Origin of the sequence: Streptomyces sp. NPDC088124 (genome assembly GCF_040685895.1) — a bacterium.
Taxonomy (GTDB): Bacteria; Actinomycetota; Actinomycetes; order Streptomycetales; family Streptomycetaceae; genus Streptomyces.
On sequence record NZ_JBFBJB010000054.1, the window covers coordinates 45,357 to 62,898 of the forward strand.

The 17,542-nt window shown below is 70.9% G+C and carries 18 protein-coding genes; 6 read left to right on the top strand and 12 right to left on the bottom strand.

Annotated elements, in window-relative coordinates:
• Window positions 1-15: 15 nt before the first annotated feature.
• Window positions 16-1,395, bottom strand: coding sequence for a glycine--tRNA ligase (locus tag AB0P17_RS33500; RefSeq protein ID WP_365816947.1), 1,380 nt, complete (start codon window positions 1,393-1,395; stop codon window positions 16-18).
• A gap of 155 nt (window positions 1,396-1,550) precedes the next feature.
• Between AB0P17_RS33500 and AB0P17_RS33505 the strand changes: the two genes are divergently transcribed.
• The 4 genes from AB0P17_RS33505 to AB0P17_RS33520 all read left to right on the top strand — a co-directional run bounded on the left by AB0P17_RS33505 (window position 1,551) and on the right by AB0P17_RS33520 (window position 4,978).
• Window positions 1,551-2,573: a metal ABC transporter substrate-binding protein gene (locus tag AB0P17_RS33505; RefSeq protein ID WP_365816949.1), complete on the top strand. Its 1,023-nt coding sequence runs from the start codon at window positions 1,551-1,553 to the stop codon at window positions 2,571-2,573.
• 81 nt (window positions 2,574-2,654) lie between these two features.
• Complete coding sequence (locus AB0P17_RS33510; protein WP_365816951.1) at window positions 2,655-3,518, top strand: metal ABC transporter ATP-binding protein; 864 nt, start codon at window positions 2,655-2,657, stop codon at window positions 3,516-3,518.
• Window positions 3,519-3,520: 2 nt separating this feature from the next.
• Window positions 3,521-4,450 (top strand): metal ABC transporter permease, encoded by a 930-nt coding sequence (locus AB0P17_RS33515; RefSeq protein WP_365816953.1) that lies wholly within the window; start codon window positions 3,521-3,523, stop codon window positions 4,448-4,450.
• An 87-nt stretch (window positions 4,451-4,537) separates the two neighbouring features.
• Window positions 4,538-4,978 (top strand): transcriptional repressor, encoded by a 441-nt coding sequence (locus AB0P17_RS33520; RefSeq protein WP_365816955.1) that lies wholly within the window; start codon window positions 4,538-4,540, stop codon window positions 4,976-4,978.
• Between the two features lie 73 nt (window positions 4,979-5,051).
• Here the strand turns inward: AB0P17_RS33520 and AB0P17_RS33525 are convergent, their stop codons facing one another.
• The 4 genes from AB0P17_RS33525 to leuA form a co-directional block, all read right to left on the bottom strand.
• On the bottom strand, window positions 5,052-5,903 hold the full coding sequence (locus tag AB0P17_RS33525; protein WP_365816957.1) for an isoprenyl transferase: 852 nt from the start codon (window positions 5,901-5,903) through the stop codon (window positions 5,052-5,054).
• A 77-nt stretch (window positions 5,904-5,980) separates the two neighbouring features.
• Window positions 5,981-6,730, bottom strand: a complete 750-nt coding sequence (recO, locus tag AB0P17_RS33530; protein ID WP_365816959.1) for a DNA repair protein RecO — start codon at window positions 6,728-6,730, stop codon at window positions 5,981-5,983.
• A gap of 108 nt (window positions 6,731-6,838) precedes the next feature.
• A complete protein-coding gene (locus tag AB0P17_RS33535; RefSeq protein WP_365816961.1) occupies window positions 6,839-7,534 on the bottom strand; it encodes a TerB family tellurite resistance protein in 696 nt (231 codons plus the stop codon).
• A gap of 257 nt (window positions 7,535-7,791) precedes the next feature.
• Window positions 7,792-9,552, bottom strand: coding sequence for a 2-isopropylmalate synthase (leuA, locus tag AB0P17_RS33540; protein WP_365816963.1), 1,761 nt, complete (start codon window positions 9,550-9,552; stop codon window positions 7,792-7,794).
• A gap of 293 nt (window positions 9,553-9,845) precedes the next feature.
• Here leuA and AB0P17_RS33545 point away from each other — a divergent pair, with 293 nt between their 5' ends.
• Window positions 9,846-10,904 carry a M4 family metallopeptidase gene (locus tag AB0P17_RS33545; protein WP_365816965.1) on the top strand — a complete coding sequence of 353 codons (1,059 nt, stop codon included), beginning with the start codon at window positions 9,846-9,848 and terminating at the stop codon, window positions 10,902-10,904.
• Between the two features lie 65 nt (window positions 10,905-10,969).
• The gene (locus AB0P17_RS33550) at window positions 10,970-11,236 is read left to right on the top strand and encodes a protealysin inhibitor emfourin (protein WP_365816967.1); all 267 of its coding nucleotides are present in this window, start codon (window positions 10,970-10,972) and stop codon (window positions 11,234-11,236) included.
• Between the two features lie 48 nt (window positions 11,237-11,284).
• On the opposite strand, the gene era is transcribed toward AB0P17_RS33550, so the two are convergent.
• The 7 genes from era to AB0P17_RS33585 form a co-directional block, all read right to left on the bottom strand.
• A complete protein-coding gene (gene era / locus AB0P17_RS33555) occupies window positions 11,285-12,256 on the bottom strand; it encodes a GTPase Era (protein WP_365816969.1) in 972 nt (323 codons plus the stop codon).
• A gap of 72 nt (window positions 12,257-12,328) precedes the next feature.
• Window positions 12,329-12,694 (bottom strand): cytidine deaminase, encoded by a 366-nt coding sequence (locus AB0P17_RS33560; protein WP_365816971.1) that lies wholly within the window; start codon window positions 12,692-12,694, stop codon window positions 12,329-12,331.
• 102 nt (window positions 12,695-12,796) lie between these two features.
• Window positions 12,797-13,171: an MmcQ/YjbR family DNA-binding protein gene (locus AB0P17_RS33565; RefSeq protein ID WP_365816973.1), complete on the bottom strand. Its 375-nt coding sequence runs from the start codon at window positions 13,169-13,171 to the stop codon at window positions 12,797-12,799.
• A complete protein-coding gene (locus tag AB0P17_RS33570; RefSeq protein WP_365816975.1) occupies window positions 13,168-14,457 on the bottom strand; it encodes a hemolysin family protein in 1,290 nt (429 codons plus the stop codon). Before AB0P17_RS33570 ends, AB0P17_RS33565 begins: the two co-directional genes overlap by 4 nt.
• The gene (gene ybeY / locus AB0P17_RS33575; protein WP_365816977.1) at window positions 14,454-14,951 is read right to left on the bottom strand and encodes an rRNA maturation RNase YbeY; all 498 of its coding nucleotides are present in this window, start codon (window positions 14,949-14,951) and stop codon (window positions 14,454-14,456) included. The genes AB0P17_RS33570 and ybeY overlap by 4 nt, the downstream gene beginning before the upstream one ends.
• Window positions 14,952-14,964: 13 nt before the next feature.
• Entirely contained in the window at window positions 14,965-16,020 is a 1,056-nt protein-coding gene (locus tag AB0P17_RS33580; RefSeq protein ID WP_365816979.1) for a PhoH family protein, read from the bottom strand.
• Window positions 16,021-16,172: 152 nt separating this feature from the next.
• Complete coding sequence (locus AB0P17_RS33585) at window positions 16,173-17,300, bottom strand: PfkB family carbohydrate kinase (protein ID WP_365816985.1); 1,128 nt, start codon at window positions 17,298-17,300, stop codon at window positions 16,173-16,175.
• Window positions 17,301-17,542 lie beyond the last annotated feature (242 nt).

Consider the following 17,542-nt stretch of genomic DNA (forward strand, 5'->3'; position numbering starts at 1 on the left):
TCCGTACCTCCGGGGTCAGCAGCCGAGCAGGTGCTCGCCCAGGTAGCTCTGGATCCGGTCCAGCGAGACGCGCTCCTGCTTCATCGTGTCGCGCTCGCGCACCGTCACCGCGTTGTCGTCCAGGGTGTCGAAGTCGACGGTCACGCAGAACGGCGTGCCGATCTCGTCCTGGCGGCGGTAGCGGCGGCCGATGGCGCCCGCGTCGTCGAACTCGATGTTCCAGTTGCGCCGCAGGTCCGTCGCGAGGCCCTTGGCCTTCGGCGAGAGCTGCGGGTTGCGGGAGAGCGGCAGCACGGCGACCTTGACCGGCGCGAGGCGCGGGTCGAGCCGCATCACGGTGCGCTTCTCCAGCACGCCCTTCGCGTTGGGCGCCTCGTCCTCGTTGTACGCGTCGAGGAGGAAGGCCAGCATCGCGCGGCCGACACCGGCGGCGGGCTCGATGACGTACGGGGTCCAGCGCTCGCCGGCCTCCTGGTCGAAGTACGACAGGTCGTGGCCCGACGCCTTGGAGTGCGCGGTGAGGTCGTAGTCCGTACGGTTGGCGACGCCCTCCAGCTCGCCCCACTCGCTGCCGCCGAACTGGAAGCGGTACTCGATGTCGGCGGTGCGCTTGGAGTAGTGCGAGAGCTTCTCGGCCGGGTGCTCGTACCAGCGCATGTTCTCCTCACGGAGACCCAGGTCGCGGTACCAGTTCCAGCGCTGCTCCATCCAGTATTCCTGCCACTGCTCGTCCTCGCCCGGCTTGACGAAGAACTCCATCTCCATCTGCTCGAACTCGCGCGTGCGGAAGATGAAGTTGCCCGGAGTGATCTCGTTCCGGAAGGACTTGCCCATCTGCGCGATGCCGAACGGCGGCTTCTTGCGCGAGGTCTGCTGCACCTGCGCGAAGTTGGTGAAGATGCCCTGCGCGGTCTCGGGGCGCAGGTAGGCGACCGAGCCGGAGTCCTGCGTCGGGCCGAGGTGGGTGGAGAGCAGGCCGGAGAACTGCTTGGGCTCGGTGAAGGTGCCCTTGTTGCCGCAGTTGGGGCAGTTCAGCTCGGAGAGGCTCGCGGGGGCCTTGCCGTGCTTCGCCTCGTACGCCTCCTCCAGGTGGTCGGCGCGGAAGCGCTTGTGGCAGGAGGTGCACTCGGTGAGCGGGTCGGTGAAGGTCGCGACGTGGCCGGACGCCTCCCAGACCTCCGTGGCGAGGATCACCGAGGAGTCGAGTCCGACAACGTCCTCGCGCGAGGTGACCATGTAGCGCCACCACTGACGCTTGAGGTTTTCCTTCAGCTCGACTCCGAGCGGCCCGTAGTCCCAGGCGGCCCGCTGACCACCGTAGATCTCACTGCACGGGTAGACGAAGCCACGGCGCTTGCTCAGGTTGACGATGCTGTCGATCTTGTCGGCGGCCACGGGTCTCTCTTCATTACGACGACGACGAACGGCGAATGCTTCAGATTAGCGGCGCGCGCACCCCTTCGATCAAATCGGTGCGCGGCAACGTGCATTCCGGGCCGCCGACCGCCTCTTGTTGACAATCGTTTCCAGTTTTGTTGAAAATGACTGTCATGAACGCACGACGACGCCTCATACCCACCGCCACTCTCGCCGGAGCGGTCACGCTCGGCATGGTCGCGCTGTCCGCCTGCTCCCCCTCCGGCGCGGCGGAGAAGAAGGACGGCAAGCTCGCGGTGACCGCGTCGTTCTACCCCATGGAGTACCTGGCCGTGGCGATCGGCGGCGACCACGTCTCCGTCACCACCCTCACCAAGCCCGGCGTCGAGCCGCACGACCTGGAGCTGAAGCCCCGGCAGGCCGCCCAGCTCGGCGAGTCCGACGTCATCCTCTACCTCAAGGGCGTCCAGCCCGCCGTGGACAAGGCCATCGGCCAGTCCGGGGTGAAGACGGTGGTCGACGCGACGACCCTCACCACCCTGGAGGACCACGGCACGGCGGCCGGCGCGCACGACCACGGCGACGACGAGCAGGACGGACACGACGACGGCCACTCCGGTGAGGCCGCCCCGGACGGGGCGGAGCACGAGGAGGCGGGCACGGACGGCAAGGACCCGCACATCTGGCTCGACCCGGTGCGGTTCGCCGAGGTCGCCCGGGGCGTCGGCGCCTCCTTCGAGAAGGCCGACCCGGCCCACGCCACCGCGTACAAGGAGAACACCGACAAGGTGGTCACCAAATTGAACGGCTTGAACACGTCGTTCAAGAAGGGCCTCGCCGACACGGCCACCAAGACCTTCATCACCACCCACGCCGCCTTCGGCTACCTCGCCGAGCGCTACGGCCTGGAGCAGGAGGCCATCGCCGGGATCGATCCCGAGTCGGAGCCGAGCCCCGCCCGGGTGAAGGAACTGGAGACCATCGCGAAGCGGGACAAGGTCACCACCGTATTCTTCGAGACGCTGGCCAGCGACAAGACCGCGAAGACGCTGGCCGGGGACTCCGGGCTGAAGACGGACGTCCTCGACCCCCTGGAGGGAATCACGGACAAGTCCAGGGGCCGCGACTACATCGGGGTCATGCGGTCCAACCTCGGCGCGCTGCGCGCCGCGCTCGGCGCGAAGGACCTGACGTGACCCGGCACAAAAGAAACGATTCGCCCGACAACGGCGGAAACGGCCGCGACCGCGGCGACAGCAGCGACGGAGGCGCCTGACATGGCGACGGTGGAGAGCGACCACGCCGCGGCGGCGGAACCCGCCGCCGCGCACCCCGGCACGGGCGGCGGGCAGCCGGCCGCGCCGCCCGTCCTCACCGTCCGCGGCGCCACCGCCACGCTCGGCTCGCGCCCCGTGCTGCGCGGCATCGACCTCACCGTGCGCCGCGGCGAGGTCGTCGCCCTGCTCGGCGCCAACGGCTCCGGCAAGTCCACCGCCGTACGCTCCGTGATCGGCCAGGTCCCGCTGAGCGACGGCGAGATCTCGCTCTTCTCGACCCCGCTGCGCCGCTTCCGCGACTGGCGGCGGGTGGGCTACGTGCCGCAGCGCACCACCGCCGCGAGCGGCGTGCCCGCGACCGTCCGCGAGGTGGTCTCCTCCGGCCGGCTCTCCCGTACGAGCCGGGCGCGGCTGGGATGGCCCACCAAGGCCGATCGGGCGGCCGTTCAGCGAGCCATCGACCTGGTGGACCTCGGGGAGCGCGCCAGGGACTCCGTGGGCGCCCTGTCGGGCGGCCAGCACCAGCGCGTACTGATCGCCCGGGCGCTCGCCGCCGAACCCGAACTGCTGATCATGGACGAGCCGATGGCCGGCGTCGACCTGGCCAGCCAGCGGATCCTGGCGGCGACCCTGCGCGAGCAGGTGGCGGCCGGCGCGACCGTCCTGCTCGTCCTCCACGAACTGGGCCCCCTGGAGCCGCTGATCGACCGCGCGGTGGTGCTGCGCGACGGCCGCGTGGTGCACGACGGGCCGCCGCCCAGGGCGGCCGACGGGCACGCCCCGCCCGGCTCCGGCCTTCCGACCGATCCGAGCTGTCACCCCCACGCGGCCGGCGAGCCGCTCCGTACAGGACTGCTGACCTGACCATGGAAATCCTTGAGACCGCCCTCATGCAGCGGGCGCTGATCGCCGCCGTCCTGGTCGGCGTCACCGCGCCCGCCGTCGGCATCTATCTCGTCCAGCGCCGCCAGGCCCTGATGGGCGACGGAATCGGCCATGTGGCGATGACCGGCGTCGGTCTGGGCTTCCTGCTCTCCACCAGCCCCATCTGGATGGCCACCCTCGTCGCGGTCGCCGGCGCCGTCACGATGGAGCTGATCAGGGCGTACGGCCGCACCCGCGGCGACATCGCGCTGGCGATGCTCTTCTACGGCGGTATGGCGGGCGGGGTGCTGCTGATCAACCTCGCGCCGAACGGCTCCAACGCCAACCTCAGTTCGTACCTCTTCGGTTCGCTCTCGACGGTCTCGCCGTCCGACGTCACCGCGATCTCGCTGCTCGCCGGTTTTGTGGTGCTGGTCACGGTGGGGCTGCGGCGGCAGCTCTTCGCCGTCAGCCAGGACGAGGAGTTCGCCCGGGTCACCGGGCTGCCCGTGCGCGCCCTGAACCTGCTGATCGCGGTGACGGCCGCCGTGACGGTCACGGTCGCCATGCGGGTGGTGGGGCTGCTGCTGGTCAGCGCGCTGATGGTGGTGCCGGTGGCGGCGGCGCAGCAGGTCACGCGCTCGTTCGTGGTCACCTTCGTGCTGGCCGTCGTGATCGGTACGGCGGTGACGGTGGCCGGCACGGTCACCTCGTACTACCAGGACGTACCGCCCGGCGCGACGATCGTGCTGATCGCGATCGGCGTCTTCGTGCTCCTGACCGCGCTCGCGACGCCGCTGGCGCGACGCCGGGCCCGCGCGCTGCGGAACGCGGAAGCGGGCCTCGTACAGGCGGCCGGAACCGGGCCGGACCCGGCGGGCGCCCCGGACGTTCCCGGTGCCCGGCGACCCACGGAGGACGCCCCGGCATGACCGCGAGCCGGTCCCGGACTGGCAGAATGGGCCCGTAGAACAAGCGGGCAACGCCCGAGGGACACGGGCAGAGGCAAGGAGGCACCTGTGACGACTGCGCCCAGCGGCGGACCGAGCGCGGCCCCCGTGCGCGGCCGATCGACCCGCCAGCGCGCCGCGGTGGCGGCGGCGCTCGACGAGGTGGACGAGTTCCGCAGCGCTCAGGATCTCCACGACATGCTCAAACACCGGGGCGACTCGGTCGGTCTGACCACGGTCTACCGCACGCTCCAGTCGCTCGCCGACGCCGGCGAGGTCGACGTCCTGCGCACGAACGACGGCGAATCGGTCTACCGGCGCTGCTCGACCGGCGACCACCACCACCATCTCGTCTGCCGGATCTGCGGCAAGGCGGTCGAGGTCGAGGGCCCCGCCGTCGAGCAGTGGGCGGAGACGGTCGCCGCGCAGCACGGCTATGTGAGCGTGGCACACACGGTGGAGATCTTCGGCACCTGCGCGGAGTGCGCGGCTGCGGCCACCAAGAACTGAACAGGAGTCGAGGGTGGTGGGGCCCGGCCGTCGCGCCGGGCCCCACCACCCTCTTTCCGGCCCGCTACGCCCGCTACGCCTGCTCGGCCTGTTCGGCCTGTTCCGGAACGTCCATGTCGCCCATCTCGTTGGGCAGCGCCCCGCCGAAGCGGCGGTCCCTGGACGCGTACTCCAGGCAGGCCCGCCACAGGTCCCGCCGGTCGAAGTCCGGCCACAGCACGTCCTGGAAGACCATCTCCGCGTAACTGCTCTGCCAGATCAGGTAGTTGGACGTACGCTGCTCACCGCTCGGCCGCAGGAAGAGATCCACGTCCGGCATGTCCGGGTAGTACATGTACTTGGCGAAGGTCTTCTCGTTGACCTTGCCCGGGTCGAGCTTGCCCGACGCGACATCGGCCGCGAGTGCCCGCGCCGCGTCGGCGATCTCCGCGCGACCGCCGTAGTTGACGCAGAAGTAGAGCGTCATGGCGTCGTTGTCCTTGGTCTGCTCCTGGGCGACCTGGAGCTCCTGGACGACCGACTTCCACATCTTGGGCATCCGGCCGACCCAGCGGATCCGGATCCCCAGCTCGTCCATCTCGTCACGGCGACGGCGGATGACATCGCGGTTGAAGTTCATCAGGAAGCGCACCTCGTCGGGCGTGCGCTTCCAGTTCTCGGTCGAGAAGGCGAACAGGGAGAGGTTCTTGACGCCCATCTCCAGGCAGCCCTTGAGCACGTCCAGGACGACGCCCTCGCCCACCTTGTGGCCCTCGGTGCGCGGCAGCCCGCGCTCCTTGGCCCAGCGGCCGTTCCCGTCCATGACGCAGGCCACGTGCTTCGGCACCAGCTCGCCGGGGATCTTCGGCGGCACCGCGCCCGACGGGTGCGGCTCCGGTGTCTTGTACTCGCGGCGGGAGCGTCCCAGGATTCCGCGTCGTGCCATGCGCTTCTCGTCTCCTCGTGATTCTGCGTTCTGCTCTGACGGCTGGTTCTTCCCGGGCCGGCTTCTCCCTGACCGGGCTAGCTCTTCTCCACGTATCTGAGGGAGCGCAGGCCGCGCTCCAGATGCCAGTGCAGATAGGCGGACACCAGCCCGCTGCCCTCCCTGACATGGCGCGCCTCGCACGCGTCGGCCGTCGCCCAGTCCCCGGTCAGCAGCGCGCTGAGCAGCCCGACGGCCTCAGCAGAGGGTACGACGCTGCCGGGCGCCCGGCAGTCGCCGCAGACGATCCCGCCCGAGGCGACGGAGAAGAACCGGTTGGGGCCGTGCAGTCCGCACCGCGCGCAGTCGTCGAAGCTCGGCGCGTAGCCGTTGACGGCGAGGGAGCGCAGCAGGAAGGCGTCCAGGATCAGATGGGGCGCGTGCTCCCCCCGGGAGAGGGTGCGCAGCCCGCCGACGAGCAGCAGGTACTGCTGGACGGCCGGCTCGCCCTCGTGGTCGGTGAACCGCTCTGCGGTCTCCAGCATCGCGGTGCCGGCGGTGTAGCGGGCGTAGTCGGAGACGATCCCGCCACCGTACGGGGCGATGGTCTCGCTCTGCGTGCACAGCGGCAGGCCGCGCCCGATCAGCTCGCTGCCGCGGGCGAAGAACTGCACGTCGACGTGGGAGAACGGCTCCAGCCGCGCCCCGAACTTGGACTTGGTCCGCCGTACCCCCCGGGCGACGGCGCGGACGCGGCCGTGGCCGCGGGTCAGAAGCGTGATGATGCGGTCGGCCTCACCGAGCTTCTGGGTGCGCAGCACGACGCCGTCGTCCCGGAACAGACTCATGACGCCATTCTCCCGCATGCGCGGACGCCTGTTCCCCTCGTGTGCGTGCGGTCGCGGCCACGGACCGTACGCGCCGCGCCGGAGCCCTCGGGCCGCCCTCGGGAACCCTCAGGAAGGCGTTCCCGACGCGGCCAGCAGCAGGCGGGCCGTGTCGTCCGCGCGGAGCTGGAGCGCGCCGCCGACGATGCTCAGCACCTCGCGCTCGGCCGGGCTGTAGACCCCGTCCGCCAGGGCGATCCTGGCGCCCTGGAGCAGGATCGACTCCCGTCCCGCCGGGGCGAGATGGGGCGCGAGCGGCTCCAGCGCCTCGTGCAGCTCGATGGCGAGCGCGGCGCCGAAGGGGCCCGCGTCGATGACGAAGCGGCCGGTGTCGGCGGCCAGCGCCTCGACCAGGTCCGTCAGCCGGTCCTCGGTGCACTCCTCGAACCCGGCCGCGCGCACCGTGAGAACGGCGGTCTCCCGGACCGTACGGGACGAGGTGCCGCCGGCCGCGAGGACCGCGAGCGCGACCGTGTGGACGCCGTCGCGCAGCATCGCGGAGAAGCGGAGGGTGGTGGGGTGGTCCAGCGCGTCCGTACCGAAGTGGGCGTGGCAGGCGGCGCACTCGACCACGGGTCCGGCGCTGCCGCGCGAGAGCAGCGGGATGCCGAGCACGGTGAAGCGGCGACGGCCGGTACGGCGGCGGTAGTTGCGGTCGCCACCGCAGTCGGGGCAGAAGAACTCGCCGTCACCGACCGTGGTCCACGACGTGCGAATGCCGCAGAGGCGCGGTTTTCGGCCGCGTGGTCCTTGAGCTGGCAGCACGTCGCGCACCTCCGTAACGCCTCGGCAGCGCTTCGTTGCACTGCACTCCGCTTCGTCTCCGCGCCCTTTCAGGAAATCAGGACGTGGATCCGCCGCGCTGACGTGATGTTAGCCACATCTCCGCGACGGCGTCAGTACCGTGGCGTGAGATCGCCATGACATGGCCGAACCCCGCCCCTTGCGTACGGGGGCGGGGTCCGGGAAAGGCTCAGGTCAGCGCGGGACTCCGGGCGGGGTCGCGCGGGTGTCCCGGTGGGTCAGCGGGTCGCGCGGTTCACCGCGGAGATGACCGCCTTGAGTGACGCGCGGGTGGTGTTGGCGTCGATGCCGATGCCCCACAGCACCTTTCCGTCGATCGCGCACTCGATGTACGAGGCGGCCTGCGCGCTCGCGCCCTCGCTCATGGTGTGCTCCTGGTAGTCCAGCAGCCGGGCGTCCACCCCGACCGCCGCCAGGGCCTCGAAGAAGGCCGAGATCGGACCGTTTCCGGTGCCGGTCAGGACCGTCTCCGTACCGTCCACGACAGCCTGGACGGTCAGGGTGTCCTTGCCGTCCGTGTCGGTCGTGCTCTGCCCCGAGCGGAGCTGGATCCGGCCCCAGGCGTTCTCCGCGTTGGGCAGGTACTCGTCCCGGAAGACCGACCAGATCTGGGCAGGGGTGACCTCGCCGCCCTCGGCGTCGGTCTTGGCCTGAATGATGCGGGAGAACTCGATCTGCATCCGGCGCGGCAGGTCCAGCTTGTGGTCGTTCTTCAGGACGTACGCGACACCGCCCTTGCCGGACTGCGAGTTGACGCGGATGACCGCCTCGTAGGACCGGCCCACGTCCTTCGGGTCGATCGGCAGGTACGGCACGGCCCACTCGATCTCGTCGACGGACTTGCCGCGCGCCGCGGCGTCGGCCTCGCGGGCGTCGAAGCCCTTCTTGATGGCGTCCTGGTGGGAGCCGGAGAAGGACGTGTAGACCAGGTCGCCCACGTAGGGGTGGCGCGGGTGGACCTCCATCTGGTTGCAGTACTCGCTGGTACGGCGGACCTCGTCGATCCGCGAGAAGTCGATCTGCGGGTCGACGCCCTGGGAGAAGAGGTTCATGCCCAGCGTCACCAGGTCCACGTTGCCGGTGCGCTCGCCCTGGCCGAACAGGCACCCCTCGATCCGGTCGGCGCCGGCCATCAGCGCCAGTTCGGCGGCGGCGACGGCCGTGCCGCGGTCGTTGTGCGGGTGCACGGACAGACAGACGTGCTCGCGGCGGGAGAGGTTGCGGGACATCCACTCGAAGCGGTCCGCGTGGGTGGAGGGCGTCGAGCGTTCGACGGTGGCGGGCAGGTTGAGGATGATCTCGCGGCCGGCCTCGGGCTGCCAGACGTCCATGACCGCCTCGCAGACCTCCAGGGCGAAGTCCAGCTCGGTGTCGGTGAAGATCTCCGGGCTGTACTGGTAGCCGAAGGTGGTCTCGGGGCCGAGGATCTTCTCCGCGTACTCCATGACCAGCCGGGTGCCGTCCACGGCGATCTGCTTGACCTGCTCCTTCGTGCCGCGGAAGACGACCCGGCGGAAGGTGGGGGCGGTGGCGTTGTAGAGGTGGACGGTGGCGCGGTGCGCGCCGCGCAGCGCCTCGACGGTGCGCTCGATCAGCTCTTCGCGCGCCTGGGTCAGGACGGAGATCGTCACGTCCTCGGGGATCGCGCCCTCTTCGATGATCGACCGTACGAACGCGAAGTCGGTCTCACCGGAGGCCGGGAAGCCGACCTCGATCTCCTTGTAGCCCATGCGGACCAGCAGGTCGAACATCTCGCGCTTGCGCGCCGGCGACATGGGGTCGATCAGCGCCTGGTTGCCGTCGCGCAGATCGGTGGAGAGCCAGCGGGGGGCGGCGGTGATCCGGTTGTCCGGCCAGGTGCGGTCGGGAATGTCCACGGCCTCGTAGCGGCCGTACTTGTGGATCGGCATCCCGGACGGGCGCTGGGTGCGGGTCGCGTTGGTGAGGGGCGTGGGGCGACCGACAGAAGGTGCAGACATTGCGTGGGGCTCCTCGTGTGTCCACTGGGACGGCCGACGGGGGCGCGATCACCGCAACGCCAGAACTCCGCGGGGAGGGGGTCGGCCTACGACTACAGGCCCTCGCCGCGGCAGCTAAGGAGAAGCAGCCCGAAACGCATGATGTGCAGCAACGTAACAGACGGCGCGGTACGGGCGCCGCCTCGTATCAGCATGCGGAATCATATGACGACCACACCGACCCGGATCACTCTATTTCAGCAAAGACTGTCGCAATGGGTGACAAGGCTGTGACGGGCTGCCACATTGCTGTCATGGACGCCATCACACCGGTCTTCTGCACCATCGTGCCGCCGCACGTACTCGACAAGCTCGCGCAGGCCGACGACCCCGCGGTCTCCGGGCCCGCCCGCCGCACCCTGGAGGCGGACTCCGCGCAGCGCACCCGGCGCCGGCTGACCGCCGTGGCCGCGCGCCCGGCCACCGCGCCGGAGGGCGCCGCGACGGGCGCCCCCGACCGCACCATCTACGACTGCCGGAACGGCACGGCGCTGCCGGGCACGGAGGTCCGCGAGGAGGGCGCGGAACCGGGCCAGGACGCCACCGTCAACCGCGCGTACGGCGGGCTCGGCTCCACGTTCGAGCTGCTGCTCTCGGCGTACGGCCGCGACTCGCTGGACGGCGCGGGGCTGCCACTCGTCGCCAGCGTGCACTACGACCGCGACTACGGGAACGCCTTCTGGGACGGCGAGCAGATGGTCTTCGGGGACGGCGACGGGGAGATCTTCCTCGACTTCACCCTCCCGGTGGATGTGATCGGCCACGAGCTGACGCATGGCCTCACCCAGTACACGGCCAACCTCGCCTACTACGGCCAGTCGGGCGCGCTCAACGAGTCCGTGTCGGACGTCTTCGGCACGCTGGTCAAGCAGTACACCCTGGACCAGACCGCGGACCAGGCGGACTGGCTCATCGGCGAGGGCCTGCTCGCACCGCGCGTCCAGGGCGTCGCGCTGCGCTCCATGAAGGCCCCGGGCACGGCGTACGACGACGACGTCCTCGGCAAGGACCCGCAGCCGGCCACCATGGACGACTACGTACGGACCAGCCGGGACAACGGCGGGGTACACATCAACTCCGGTATCCCGAACCACGCGTTCTACCTGCTGGCCACCCAGCTCGGCGGCAAGGCCTGGGAGCGGGCGGGCCAGATCTGGTTCGACGTGCTCACCGGCGGCGAGCTGGAGATCGACGCGGACTTCGCGGACTTCGCCAGGCTGACGGTCGCGGCGGCGCAAGCCCGCTACGGGGCGGCGGCGGAGCATGAGGCCGTGGTCAAGGCGTGGTCCCAGGTCGGGGTCCCCACGAGCTGATCTCTCCGTCACCGGTGCGCGGGCGGCGGCTACCGCTGCCGCCCGTCAGGTACTAGACAGGACCCATGCGTATCCAAGTACGGCGTACGGGCGGCTTCGCCGGCATCGAGCGAACGGCCGAGATCGACACCGCGCCCCTGCCCGACGCGACCTACTGGCAGGCCCTGGCCCACCGGGCCCTCGCGGGCGGCGGCCCCGCCCCGCACCCCGGCGTCCCGGACGGCTTCGCCTACACGATCACGGTCGACGGCCGCACGGTCCACTGCGCGGACCCGCACCTGACGGACGCCCAGCGCGAACTGATCTCCCGCGTCCTGAAGGAAGGCGCCTGAGCCACCGGACGACCGCTCCCCGGCCTCCGGCCGTCGTCCTCGGACCGCTCAGAACCCGAGCTTGCGCAGCTGCTTGGGATCCCGCTGCCAGTCCTTGGCGACCTTCACGTGCAGGTCGAGGAAGACCGGCGTACCGAGCAGCGCCTCGATGTGCTTGCGGGACTTCGTCCCGACCTCCTTGAGCCGCTTGCCCTTGGGGCCGATGATGATCCCCTTCTGGCTCGGGCGCTCGATGTACACGTTCGCGTGGATGTCGAGCAGCGGCTTGTCCGCCGGGCGGTCCTCGCGGGGCAGCATCTCCTCGACGACCACCGCGATCGAGTGCGGCAGCTCGTCCCGTACGCCCTCCAGCGCGGCCTCGCGGATCAGCTCGGCCACCATGACCTGCTCGGGCTCGTCCGTGAGGTCGCCCTCCGGGTAGAGCGGCGGGCTCTCCGGGAGCAGCGGGACCAGGAGGTCGGCGAGGAGGCCGACCTGCTGGTCGCCCACCGCCGAGACCGGGACGATCTCCGCCCACTCCAGGCCGAGTTCCGCGCCGAGCCGGTCGATCGCGATGAGCTGCTCGGCGAGCGTCTTGGAGTCGACGAGATCGGTCTTGGTGACGACGGCGACCTTCGGGGTCTTCTTGATCCCGGCCAGTTCCTTGGCGATGAACCGGTCACCGGGGCCCAGCTTCTCGTTGGCGGGCAGGCAGAAGCCGATCACGTCGACCTCGGCCCAGGTCGTCCGCACGACGTCGTTGAGACGCTCGCCGAGCAGGGTGCGCGGCTTGTGGAGCCCGGGGGTGTCCACCAGGATGAGCTGCGCCTCGGGGCGGTGCACGATGCCGCGCACCGTGTGCCGGGTGGTCTGCGGCCGGTTCGAGGTGATGGCCACCTTCTGGCCGACCAGAGCGTTCGTGAGGGTGGACTTGCCCGCGTTGGGGCGACCGACGAAGCAGGCGAAGCCGGCCCGGTGCGGTGCTTCGGCCGACTCGGGAGAAGTCTCGGGAGAGGAGGTACGAGCGCTCATGGCGCCCATTCTCCCCGATCCTTCACCCTCCGCCGACCAGCCGACCCCGCGAACACACCGCCGGCTTGCCGCGCGGAGCCGTCAACCCGCCGTGATCGTCACCCGCAGCGCGCCGTCCGCTCCCGCCACCAGGACCGGGGTCGCGGGGCCACCGAGGTCCCGTACAGCCGCCCGGTCCTCGTCGGACGCGGTCGCGGCGTCGGTGACGACGGCGGCCGCCTCCAGCGAGGTGGCACCGCTGGCCACGGCCATCGCCACGGCGGTACGGAGGGCGCTCAGCTTGAGGGAGTCCAGCTCCACGCTCCCGGCGACATACGTCCGCCCGGTCTCGTCCCGCACGGCCGCCCCCTCCGGCACCCCGTTCCGGGCGCGGGCGGAGCGGGCCAGGGTAATGATCTTGCGGTCCTCGGGGTCGAGGCCGGCGGCGTCAGCGCTGTTGGTGGTCATGTCCCAGAGCATAGGCAACCGGGCCAGGAGGCTCCGCGCACAGGCGGCGGAGCCGGGACCGCCGCCCGCGGCCCGGCACGGCGGGTCAGGACAGCCGGGCCGTTACGGGCGGTCCAGGCGGAGGCGCTCGGCCTTCGGGAGGCCGGACACCACCAGGTCGTACGAGTCCTCGATCAGCTCGCGGACCATCCGCGCCGGGAGTGCCGCCACCGTCACCGTGTTCCAGTGGCGCTTGTTGAGGTGCCAGCCGGGGACGATCGCCTCGTAGGTCTCCCGCAGGCGCGGCGCCTCCTCCGGGTCGCACTTCAGGGAGATCGTCAGCGGGGTCTCCTCCAGCGCGCAGAAGGCGAAGATCTTGCCGCCGACCCGGAAGACCGTCAGCTCCTCGTTGCGCGGGAACGGGGTGTCCTCCGACGCCCCGTTCAGGCCGAGGCAGTACGAACGCACCGCCCCGGCCGTCAGCGCCCGTGGGGTCATGGGGCCGGGGCCTCCTCACGGACCGGCTCCGCGAGGACCGTGACGATCTTGTTGCGGCGGCCGGCCGGGGACTCGGCCGTCAGCCGCAGGGTGCGGCCGTCGGGGAGTTCGATCCGGGCCGTGGCGCCCGCGATCGGGACCCGGCCCAGTGCCTTCGCGAGCAGGCCGCCGACCGTTTCCACGTCCTCGTCGTCGTACTCGTCGAGGCCGAACAGGTCCCCGAGGTCCCCGATGTCGAGCCGGGCCGTGACCCGGTAGGAGCCGTCGCCCACCTCCTCGACCGGGGGCAGTTCACGGTCGTACTCGTCGGTGATCTCGCCGACGATCTCCTCCAGGATGTCCTCGATCGTGACGATCCCGGCCGTGCCGCCGTACTCGTCGATCACGACCGCGACATGGCTGCGCTCCTGCTGCATCTCGCGCAGCAGATCCCCGGCGTTCTTCGTGTCGGGCACGAACGCCGCGGGACGCATCGCCGTGGAGACCAGGTCGGCCTCGGAGTCCCGGTTGATGTGGGTCTTCCTGACCAGGTCCTTGAGATAGACGATGCCGACGATGTCGTCCTCGTTCTCCCCTGTCACCGGGATACGGGAGAAGCCCGAGCGCAGCGCCAGGGTGAGCGCCTGACGGATCGTCTTGTACCGCTCGATGCAGACCAGGTCCGTACGCGGGACCATCACCTCGCGGACGAGGGTGTCCCCCAGTTCGAAGACCGAGTGCACCATCCGGCGCTCCTCGTCCTCGATGAGCGACTCCGCCTCCGCGAGGTCGACCATGGCGCGCAGCTCGGCCTCGCTGGCGAACGGGCCCTTGCGGAAGCCCTTGCCGGGGGTGAGCGCGTTGCCCAGGAGGATCAGGAGCTGCGGGACCGGGCCCATGATCCTGGCCAGCGGCAGCAGGACGTACGCCGAGGCGGTCGCCGTGTTCAGCGGGTGCTGGCGGCCGATGGTGCGCGGCGAGACGCCCACCGCCACATAGGAGACGAGGACCATCACGCCGATGGCGACGAGCAGCGCCGCCCAGGTCTCCCGGAACCCCTCCAGGCAGACGTACGTGACCAGCACCCCGGCCGCCATCTCGCAGGCGACCCGCACCAGCAGCGCCACGTTGAGGTAGCGCGTCGGGTCGGCGGCGACCTGGGCCAGCTTGGCCGCGCCGCGCCGCCCCGACCGTACTGCCTCCGCGGCCCGGAAGCTGGAGACGCGTGCGATGCCCGCCTCGGCGGACGCCGCGAGCCACGCGATGACGACCAGCGCGACGGCGCCGACGATCAGTTGCGCGGTCATGAGACCGTGGGCGCGGGCGACGGGCCGGTGAGCCCCCGCTCGGCGCGCCAGCCGTCGACGATGGCGGCCTGGAGGCCGAACATCTCGGTCTTCTCCTCCGGCAGCTCGTGGTCGTACCCGAGGAGGTGCAGCACCCCGTGGACCGTCAGGAGCTGGAGCTCCTCGTCCATGGAGTGCTGGGTCGGTGCTTCCTCGCCCTGCCGCTTGGCGACCTCCGGGCAGAGCACGATGTCACCGAGGAGCCCCTGCGGGGGCTCCTCGTCGTCCTTGACCGGCGGACGCAGCTCGTCCATCGGGAAGGACATGACATCGGTCGGTCCCGGCAGGTCCATCCACTGGATGTGGAGCTGCTCCATCGCGGCGTCGTCCACCACGATCACCGACAGCTCGGAGAGCGGGTGGATGCGCATCCGGGTGAGCGCGTAGCGGGCGACGTCGAGAATCGCCTGCTCGTCGACCTCGGTGCCTGACTCGTTGTTGACGTCGATCGACATGGTGCGCTCTGGTCTACTTCCCGTTGTGGCTGTCGTACTGCTCGTACGCGTCGACGATACGGCCGACGAGCTTGTGCCGTACGACATCCTGGGAGGTGAGACGGGAGAAGTGGACGTCCTCCACGCCCTCCAGGATGTCCTGGACCTGGCGCAGACCGCTCTTCGTGCCGTTCGGCAGGTCGACCTGGGTGACATCGCCCGTGATGACGATCTTCGATTCGAAGCCGAGACGGGTGAGGAACATCTTCATCTGCTCGGGGCTGGTGTTCTGCGCCTCGTCCAGGATGATGAACGCGTCGTTGAGCGTGCGTCCGCGCATGTACGCCAGGGGCGCGACCTCGATCGTGCCCGCCGCCATCAGCCGCGGGATCGAGTCGGGGTCGAGCATGTCGTGCAGCGCGTCGTAGAGCGGGCGCAGATACGGGTCGATCTTCTCGTAGAGCGTGCCGGGCAGGAAGCCGAGCCTTTCCCCCGCCTCGACGGCCGGCCGGGTCAGGATGATCCGGTTGACCTGCTTGGCCTGGAGGGCCTGGACGGCCTTGGCCATGGCGAGGTACGTCTTGCCGGTACCGGCCGGGCCGATGCCGAAGACGACCGTGTGCCGGTCGATCGCGTCGACGTACCGCTTCTGGTTGAGGGTCTTGGGCCGGATCGTGCGGCCCCGGCTGGAGAGAATGTTCTGGGTGAGCACCTCGGCGGGCGTCTCGGGACCGTCCGCGCCGCCGTTCTCGCTCGCCCTGAGCATGGCGATCGAACGTTCCACTGCGTCCTCCGTCATCGGCTGACCGGTGCGGAGCACCAGCATCATCTCGTCGAACAGGCGCTGGACGAGCGCGACGTCCGCCGCGCTGCCGCTCGCGCTGATCTCGTTTCCCCGGACATGGATGTCGGCGGCCGGGAACGCCTTCTCGATCACTCTCAGCAGGGAGTCTCCGGAGCCCAGAACCGTCACCATGGGGTGCTTGGCGGGGACGGTCCACCGGGCGCGTGCCTGCTCCTCCTCGGAGGTCCCGTCCGTCGCGGGCCCCCGGTCTGACGCCGAGGTCTGGACTGTGGGTGTCTGAGTCATGGGCCGGCCGTGTGGCCTGCGCATACCTCCCGTTGCGGGGTTCTCGCCGCTCGACAACCTCTGGAGTACCAGCGTACGACCCCGCACTGACAAGGCCCTAGGGCTTTTCCCCGCGCCTTCCCGTGAGCCGCCCGCGCGCCGGGCCCCCCGGATCAGCCCGAGCGGCCGAAGCCGATCGTCGGTACGGCCCTGCGCAGCGGCCACGGCCGGGTCGGCGCGGGCAGCAGTTCCGCCAGGAAGGCGTAGCGCCGCAGCGCCGCCGGGTCCTGCTCCGGGGAGCCCTGGACGTAACTCCACCAGGCCGCGACCTCCGCCCAGCCGGGCGCGGAGAGCGAGCCGCCGAACTCCTGGACCGAGAGCGCGGCGGTCAGCCCGGCGAACGCCAGCCGGTCGGCGAGCGGCCAGCCGGCCAGCGTGCCGGTGACGAACCCGGCGACGAAGACGTCCCCGGCGCCCGTCGGGTCGAGGGCTGCCACCGCGATCGCCGGGACCTCGGCGGTCTCGCCGGTCGCCGCGTCCACGGCGTACGCGCCCTCCGAACCCAGCGTGACGACGGCCACCGGCACCTGCTCGGCGAGGGCCCGCGCGGCGGCCCGGGGGCAGTCCGTGCGGGTGTAGCGCATGGCCTCCTCGGCGTTGGGCAGGAACGCCTCGCAGTACCGCAGGTCGGCGAGGCCGGCCAGGTCCCAGCGGCCGGTGTCGTCCCAGCCGACGTCGGCGAAGATCCGGGTCCCGTGGTGGGCGGAGTGGGCGATCCACTCGTCGCACCGGCCGGGCGCGAGCGCGGCGACGGCGGCTCGCGCACGGGGCGGGCACTCGGGCAGCGCGCCCTCCGGCGGCGGGGCCTCGTGGCCGTGCGAGACCATCGTGCGCTCGCCCTCGTACGCCATGGAGACGGTCACCGGGGAGTGCCAGCCGGGGACGGTGCGGGAGCGGGAGAGATCGATGCCCTCGCCTTGTTCCAGCGCGTCCCAGCAGTACTCGCCGTAGTGGTCGTCCCCGAAGGCCGCGGAGAGCGAGGTGCGCAGCCCGAGCCGGGCCAGCGCGGAGGCCATGTTGGCGATGCCGCCGGGGCTGGACCCCATGCCCCTGGCCCAGGACTCGGTGCCCCGTACGGGGGCGGTGTCCAGGCCGGTGAAGATGATGTCGAGGAAGACCGTGCCCGTGAGGTAGACGTCGTACTCGGGTTCGTCAGGGGACCGCAGGGCCGCCAGCGGGTCGACGTGGGCGGCGTGTTCCAGCGCGGTGTGCCCCGGGACGGCGGGCCCCGGGCGGTCCAGGTGGTCGAGGTGGTCCAGCGGGTCTCCGTTGGGTGTGATCACGGCGGGCTCCCGATCGCGTGCGGATCCGGACAGTCTGCCCGATCCGCGGGGCACCGCCGGACACGTCCGCCGCTCGCCCCGTCAGCGCTTGGAGGTCGGGCGGATAGGTGGGGTGGAGGAAGGAGCGGGTCGAGGGGCAAGTCCGGCAAGGCGGAGGAGGGAGGCGACGCGGGAGCGTCGGGTCCTCCGGCTCCACCGTC